The sequence below is a fragment of the Exiguobacterium sp. SH31 genome (assembly GCF_001816105.1).
In the GTDB taxonomy this organism is placed as follows: domain Bacteria; phylum Bacillota; class Bacilli; order Exiguobacteriales; family Exiguobacteriaceae; genus Exiguobacterium; species Exiguobacterium aurantiacum_A.
Map to the genome: position 1 here is coordinate 1 of NZ_LYTG01000026.1, position 7,228 is coordinate 7,228.

General features: G+C 49.0%; 7 protein-coding genes. 2 read left to right on the top strand and 5 right to left on the bottom strand.

Annotated features, from left to right (window positions below; genetic code table 11):
- Window positions 1-64: 64 nt before the first annotated feature.
- Both A6395_RS03655 and A6395_RS03660 read right to left on the bottom strand, forming a co-directional pair.
- Window positions 65-1,534, bottom strand: coding sequence for an IS1182 family transposase (locus A6395_RS03655; protein ID WP_071397909.1), 1,470 nt, complete (start codon window positions 1,532-1,534; stop codon window positions 65-67).
- Window positions 1,535-1,865: 331 nt separating this feature from the next.
- Entirely contained in the window at window positions 1,866-2,138 is a 273-nt protein-coding gene (locus A6395_RS03660; protein ID WP_071397910.1) for an acylphosphatase, read from the bottom strand.
- A 93-nt stretch (window positions 2,139-2,231) separates the two neighbouring features.
- Here A6395_RS03660 and A6395_RS03665 point away from each other — a divergent pair, with 93 nt between their 5' ends.
- Entirely contained in the window at window positions 2,232-3,614 is a 1,383-nt protein-coding gene (locus A6395_RS03665; RefSeq protein ID WP_071397911.1) for an alanine/glycine:cation symporter family protein, read from the top strand.
- A 35-nt stretch (window positions 3,615-3,649) separates the two neighbouring features.
- Here the strand turns inward: A6395_RS03665 and A6395_RS03670 are convergent, their stop codons facing one another.
- Together A6395_RS03670 and A6395_RS03675 are read right to left on the bottom strand one after the other, a co-directional pair.
- The gene (locus A6395_RS03670; protein ID WP_071397912.1) at window positions 3,650-4,615 is read right to left on the bottom strand and encodes an L-lactate dehydrogenase; all 966 of its coding nucleotides are present in this window, start codon (window positions 4,613-4,615) and stop codon (window positions 3,650-3,652) included.
- 118 nt (window positions 4,616-4,733) lie between these two features.
- Window positions 4,734-5,147: a DUF6678 family protein gene (locus tag A6395_RS03675; protein WP_071397913.1), complete on the bottom strand. Its 414-nt coding sequence runs from the start codon at window positions 5,145-5,147 to the stop codon at window positions 4,734-4,736.
- A 777-nt stretch (window positions 5,148-5,924) separates the two neighbouring features.
- On the opposite strand from A6395_RS03675, the gene A6395_RS03680 reads away from it, so the two are divergent.
- Window positions 5,925-6,662 carry a hypothetical protein gene (locus A6395_RS03680; RefSeq protein ID WP_071397914.1) on the top strand — a complete coding sequence of 246 codons (738 nt, stop codon included), beginning with the start codon at window positions 5,925-5,927 and terminating at the stop codon, window positions 6,660-6,662.
- Between the two features lie 260 nt (window positions 6,663-6,922).
- On the opposite strand, the gene A6395_RS03690 is transcribed toward A6395_RS03680, so the two are convergent.
- A partial coding sequence (locus A6395_RS03690) for a protein-export chaperone SecB (RefSeq protein ID WP_071397916.1) occupies window positions 6,923-7,228 on the bottom strand: 306 nt, incomplete at its 5' end.

Genomic DNA, 7,228 nt, shown 5'->3' on the forward strand with positions numbered 1-7,228 from the left:
CGTGAACAGAAAAAAGGGCGATTGGACCGACTCAAGTCGGGACAATCGCTCTTTTTCCTTGCCCTTATCCTGTTTTTTCTTTTGAGAGGGTGATGATCCGCTTCAGGTTTACCGCGATGATCGCCATCACGCTCTGTAACGTCATGCCTTTCAGGTCTGACGTTTTGTTTCGCGCCAGACCTTGCGGGTTCTTCAGTTGGCTGTTCTTCGGCTCAATCGCGAAGCGCTTCCGGTGATAGTCCTTGAACTCATCGGTTTGCTCGTATTCGAGCTGTTCGCTATGTTCCCTCGATTTCAATGACACACTGTACGTTTTCGAATTGGCGCCATCCTTGTAACAACCTTCACGCAATGGGCATCGTTTACACAGCTCAATATCAAAATAATGCGTCTCTTTTTGATTCTTACCGATGTTCTTCGTGCCTGTCCGGGCCTTACGGATGGCCATGTGCCCGGCGGGGCAGACGTAGCGTTCCGCATCTTTATTGTAAGTGAACCCCTCGCCGCGGTTCTCTGCAGGGGAATAGACACGAGGGTTCAATGGGGCGACGAGCTTACACCCTTGCGAGGCGGCATAGATCAAGTTGTCTCGGCCCGAATAGGCCGCATCGCCCACGATGTGGTCGAACTCGGCGCCAGCTAGATGGCTCTTCTCGACGAGACTCGACAGTTGGGGCCCGTCTGCCGCCTCGCCAGACGTGACGACGACGGCCGTGATGATGCCTTCTTCCGTCATCGCGAGGTGATGCTTGTAACCGAAGAAGGAGGAGTCGGCGCTCTTGTGCCCGGTCCGGGCATCGCTGTCCTTAGACACCTGTAGCTCGACATGCGCGTCCTCGGCGAGCTCGCGGACACGGTTCACCCTGTCGCGGATGTGCTCCCGCATCATCAGCTCGGGCATCTCGGACTCTACGGTCTCCGCCACGGCGAGCGCATAGGCGAGCAGCTGGTCGATGTCGTGCTCATCGACTTTCTCAGGGAAACGCCCCTTCGCATCGGCCGATGCCTGATAGCACGCTTGGCGCAGATGCTTCGCCTCCTCGATGATCGCCTGCCCAATCGGCTTCTGCCCGTACCGGGCCCGGGAATGGGTCGAATCGACGATCAGCGTCCGTCCCTTCAGCAGCCCCATCTCTTTCGCGACCTCGACCGTGTGTGCGAGCAGTTGGTCGAGCAGTTTGTCGTCGTCCATGCGTTGGCGGCGGAACCTCGTGAGCGAGGACGGGTTGATGACGCCGTCCTCCGGCGCGAGATCCAGGAAATACTTATAGGTGAGGTCGGTCCTCGCCCGTCTGACGAGATCGACATCCGATAGGTATCCGATGTGTGCCTTGAGGAACAGATATTTGAACATCCGGACAGGATGGACGGCCATCCGCCCGTTGTCGTGACAATACGTGTCCGCGAGCAGGTCGGTGACGAAATCGAACGATACGAGATCGTGGATGAGCCGTAGCTCGTCATCGGCAGGGATCAACAGATCGTAAAGCGCCGCATACGGGCTCGGCGGCATATTCGGCAGGTCTGGCATCATCGGGATCGCCTCCAGGATGTGTAGTTATAGCCAGTTTAGTCCGAAACGGCAAGGACGTACAGCGTCGTCCCGAGGGCACGCCGACTCCCGGGGGAACAGCGGGCAAGGCGAGACCCAGCAGCGACATCGTCGCGATGCGGCTCGCTGACCGCCCCCAGGAAAGCGGCGTGCCGGACAGGGCGGCTTGAAGGGCAATGAAAGCAGAGGAGCGCCATCCCATCCGGGATGACGCTCCTCTGCTCAAAATTATTTGAAGTTTTTCAGTGCCCTCCTTTTTTACAACAGGAGCCTACTTGTCAAGCGAATTCATATCATCTTTTCAAAAAAATAGTCAATAGCGGATATCGAATTCACGATACGATGCTTCCGCGATATCCGTTTCTTCGATCTGTTCGACGCCGACGAACCGATTCCCATCGTAGAGCGCGCGTTTGAACAAGGCATAGTCCGTCTCTTCCCCTTCGACGTGGAGCTCGACCGTACCATCACTCAAGTTTCGGACCCACCCTTTTAGGTTCGATTCAATCGCGGTCGCTTGACAAAAATAGCGAAAGCCGACCCCTTGGACGCGTCCTGAGACGATCAATTGTTTAGCAAGTTTCATGAGTATTCTCCTCCTTCATATGAAATAACAGGTTTAGCGAGACGCTGCTTAGGTAACACTATATAAGTAAAATACTGGATTAGGAGTGGTGATGTGGATCAGATTGTGAATATCGTGACGTCGTTTTCAGATTGGTTATGGGGAGTCCCAATCATCTCCCTACTCGTGTTATCAGGTGTATACTTGACCATCAAATTAGGATTCTTTCAATTCCGATACCCGCTTTATATAGTTCAACAAACGCTAGGAAGCGTCTTTAAAAAACCGAAAGGCGAAGGCGACATCAGTCCTCGTCAGGCGTTGACGTCGGCGTTATCGTCGACGATCGGTGCCGCCAACATCATCGGCGTCCCGGCTGCGATCATGTTCGGGGGACCGGGCGCCATCTTCTGGATGTGGGTCATCGCCGTCGTCGGGATGGCCATTAAGTTCTCGGAAAGTGTCCTCGCCGTCCGTTACCGCGAGAAAAATGAAGCCGGCGAATTTGTCGGCGGCCCAGTCTACTATATGGCCAAAGGGCTGAAGTGGAAATGGCTCGCCTCATGGTTCGCGTTCGCCCTCATGATCGAGCTCATCCCGAGCATCATGGTCCAAGGCAACGCCGTCAGCTCGGCCGTCCGTGAGACGTTCAACGGCGACACGCTCATTACCGGGATTATCGTCGCCGGACTCGTCGCACTCGTCGTCTTCGGTGGCATGAAACGAATCGCTAAAGTGACGGAGATCATTGTTCCGGCGATGGCACTCGTGTACGTCGGAGCCGGGTTCATCATCGTCTTGATGAACTTCTCGCAAATCCCTGACGTTCTCGGTCTCATCTTCTCGTACGCGTTCCAACCGATGGCCGCGCTCGGCGGATTTGCCGGGGCCGCCATTGCTGAGACGATCCGTTGGGGCTTCGCCCGCGGACTCTATTCGAACGAGGCCGGTCTTGGGACGGCACCGATCGCGCACGCGGCCGCCCAGACCGATCACCCGGTCCGCCAAGGTTTCTGGGCCGTCATCGGGATCGTCATCGATACGCTCATTATCTGCAGCACGACCGCGTTCGTCGTCTTATCGTCTGGTGTTTGGACACGTGAAGGCGCGATGAGCGACCCGGCCGCCCTCACGACCATCGCTTTCCGTGAATATTTCGGTTATACGGGCAGCTTGCTCGTGACGATCTCACTCATCTTCTTCGTCTTGTCGACGATCATCGTCATCATCTTTTATGGCTCACGCCAAGCCGAGTACTTGTTCGGTTTAACGGCAGGTAAAGTGATGAAAGTCGTCTATATCGCATCAATCGTCATCGGTTCAATCGGTGGCGCCCAGATGATTTGGAACTTCCTCGACTTCATGCTCGCGATGATCCTCATCCCGAACATGATCGCCGTCTTGATGCTAAGCGGTGAAGTGAAGCGACTGACGACCGAATTCTTCTCGTCTGAAAAGTATTACAAGAAAGACGTCGCCGAGAAAAAGGCGTCGTAACAACGAACCCGGCTGCATTAGCAGCCGGGTTTTTGTTATGAACTTGTCTCGATTTTGTCAATCGCCTGGCGAATCCGTCTGACCGAGGCGTCGAACTGTTGTTGTTCTTCAGCCGTCAAGTCGATCTCGATGATTTGACTGATACCGCTCCGGTCGATCAAGGCAGGTACGCCGATATGGAGGTCGGAGGCGCCGTATTCACCGTCGAGATGGGCGCCGATCGTCACGACCGTGTTCTCGTTCCGGACGATGGCGCGGACGATGCGGAGCAAACCGAGACCGATCGCATAGTAGGCCGCACTCTTATAGCCAATGATTTGGTTCGCGGCATCACGTACTTCTTGATAGATCGCGTCTAAATCCTCTTGGCGATACGATTCATTGTCTGCGAGCAATTGCTTCATCGACTTGCCATAAATCCGGGCGTTGTCCCAGGCGACGAAACCACCGGCACCATGTTCGCCCATATAATAGACGTGACAGTTACGCGACGACAAGTCGAAGTATTCGCCGAGCTTATAACGCAGACGTGCCGTATCAAGCACCGTCCCTGAGCCGATGACGCGGTGTTTCGGCAAGCCGGACGCTTTCCAGGCGACGTGGGCCATCACATTGACCGGGTTCGTCGCGACGACGATGATCCCGTCAAAGCCGCTCGCCATGATTTGTTCTGTGACGTCACGGACGACGACCGCATTTTGCCCGGCGAGGTCCATCTGTGTCTGCCCGAGCTTTTGGGCGGCTCCAGCCGTGATGATGACGATGTCGGCGTCACGACAATCCGTGTAATCCCCTGCCCAAATCCGAACTGGGCTCGGTGCGAACGAGATGCCGTGGTTCAAGTCCATCGCCTCACCTTCCGCTTTCGCGTGGTTCGAGTCGATCAAGACGAGCTCTTCACAGAGCGCCGCCATCGATAATTGGTAAGCAAAACTGATGCCGACCCAGCCGGCACCGACGACGGCGATGCGGGTAATGTCTTTTGGATCAATTGTTTCCATTCAATCATTCCTCCCTAAAAACAGTCTCTCTTTTAGCATACCCGACTCGCTCTAGTTTCACGACAAAAATCCAATAGATGAGGATGTCACCTGATTCCTCGCTTCGCTAATTCTTAAACTATCTCTCAAAAATCCCTGTATCCCGAACATATCCAAACACTTGGATGGTATCGCTTTTTTGGATGAATGGGATTCGCTCTTTCTTTAGGATGTCTATAAGTTCATCGGTCATATCACACATGTCTGGGTCAATGATGACTCCTTTATAGAGCAACACCTTTGAGCGCAATCGAATCCATTCGATTGATCGTAAAGATGATTCCACCCAAACATCATCCCAATCTAAATTTTCGAATTGAGACAATTCGTCGCTTGGAAATAACGTATCTTCACCTAAGTATTTGATTTGATACGGCGGTAAATACGGTAACGTCGTGCTCACAGCTTGACCAAATCGTTTCCATTTCGTCTCATTCATCACCGAGGTCAATTGCCGCTCCTCGATTATTTGTAATTCTTTTTGTCGATCCATCTCGGTTCATCCTTTCTCATATTCGAGTTCTAATCCTTTGATCGCCCGCAACACATCCTCTCGGTTGTGTTTTTGCTTCATCCACTTGGGCAGGCGACTCTCGATACTGCTGTTCTCACCATCACTCTTCTGCAAATAAAGCGGTAATCTACAGAAAGGATTGAAGGCCACCCACCCGTTCGATAGACTCCGTCCGTATACATGCGCACGTATCCTCAACCGAGACAGCTGAGACGCAACGTCTCATTCTTCACAATATCTGGACATTGCTTACATCGATGACACCGCACATGGATGTAATGCATGAAGGACATTATTTTTTTGCTCTCTAACTGAAATCGCTTCATGAGACATACCTCCTTGTTTTATTAGAGGATGAATTATAAAATCAAGTCCAACCCCCCAATCAGAAAATAAGAAGCCCATAGCATCTTCCTCATTCAGAATTAAGGTAACATAGTGGAGCGTGTTAAAATAAAGACTTATCTAGAGCCAGAGATGTATACCCACCTATTCTATTGCTTGATAATCGACGTGCTCAAGACCAACTCGCTGACTCGCTTGCCATAATCAACGGACCATCGAAGAAATGTCTCGAATAGAAAATATTATGTGAGTCCTCCATCGAAAAATGTTTTGCTCTTCATTTGACAAATCGGTAAAAGTTAAAAAACATTTTTCTAAGCGAAGATATTATTAAGAATCATATTCAGTACTCTCGTTTTGAATTAAGGTGTGTAGTTTAATTTAAATTAATCGAAAAGGGATGAATTTTTAATGAGAAAAGCTCAGATGATGGCCTCGACACATTTAGATCGACATAATCAAAGAATGACTAAAGAATCCTTAGAAGGCGCTGCGAATCAAATGAACGAATCATCAGCGTTAGGGATGACTATTGAGCATGATTTAACATTACCCTTTTTTGGTAAAATCACTAAAGCCTATATTGAACAATTGCCTGATGGAGAATATGGATTATTCGGCGAATCTATTTTATTTGACAGGGAAAATTCTCAAGAAATAACTCTACCTACAGGACAAAAAGTAATCATCGATACCTGGCCAAATGAAAAACCATTTTTAATCAAAAAAGATCAGATTCCTTCTTCAATTCAAGTTTCATTTGATTTGAACAACTTCAACTCAAATGAGGATTTAAAAATTTTTCAAGATGAAGTGCCAGAAGAAGTATCATTTGACTCTAAAATTATAGTTAGAAAATCATTTATTCCTGATCCTCAGTTAATCATTAATTTGTCTGAGAGCGCCATACAGTTATTAATTGCACAAAAACTCCTTACAACTGTAGGAAAAAAGATAACAGACGATATAAATAATGACATCGCCAACCTTTACTCCACACTTCGAACTGTTGCAATTAAATATGCTAAGCTCTGTATCCCTAAAAACAGACCGATTACCTATATATTTGTTATCTCTAAAACACCAGTAATTGAATTTGTTATACAAACAGAAAATCCCGCAATAATTGCAGAAGCCACAAAAAAATGAGTGACCATCTCGACGAAGCCGAACAACTTCATAAGTTGTTCAACTCTCAAAAGACACAGTTTTTGTTTATGGAACATGGTACGTGGGAGTTTAATTATTTACTAACGAATTCTGGTAAAGTGGTAGGATCGCAAGATGCGATATCTAGACGGGAAAAAGCTATAGAGGTTTATCTTGAACAGAATGAATAATAAGCTGCAGGTAAACGTCATATTAAATTGGAAAAAGAAAAAGTGCTCAAATAAAAAGAGGAGGACCGATTATTTTTCGGGTTCCTCCTCTTTGCTTTTTTGAATGAAGTCAAGAATATTGATTGGCGGCAACACAACTGGATTATGGTATCCAATCGAAGTAACTTGCGATATTGCCGACCTAAGATACGGGAATAGAATAGATAAACTGTTCCGGCTCAAAAGCAACTCGTTCGTCACACCCGGAATATTATCTTTCGTTTCATCCTCTTCTACAACAAAATCTCCAGAAACGCGAATAGATAACTCGAAATTCTCGTCTGCTGATTCCAAATGACAAATGATTGAAACAATCGCACTATCTTCGCCAGTCAT

What these genes read in the sequence shown, in the direction of transcription:
- A6395_RS03655 (WP_071397909.1), bottom strand. Translation starts at nt 1,534, where the DNA reads ATGATGCCAGACCTGCCGAATATGCCGCCGAGCCCGTATGCGGCGCTT.
- A6395_RS03660 (WP_071397910.1), bottom strand. Translation starts at nt 2,138, where the DNA reads ATGAAACTTGCTAAACAATTGATCGTCTCAGGACGCGTCCAAGGGGTC.
- A6395_RS03670 (WP_071397912.1), bottom strand. Translation starts at nt 4,615, where the DNA reads ATGGAAACAATTGATCCAAAAGACATTACCCGCATCGCCGTCGTCGGT.
- A6395_RS03675 (WP_071397913.1), bottom strand. Translation starts at nt 5,147, where the DNA reads ATGGATCGACAAAAAGAATTACAAATAATCGAGGAGCGGCAATTGACC.
- A6395_RS03680 (WP_071397914.1), top strand. Translation starts at nt 5,925, where the DNA reads ATGAGAAAAGCTCAGATGATGGCCTCGACACATTTAGATCGACATAAT.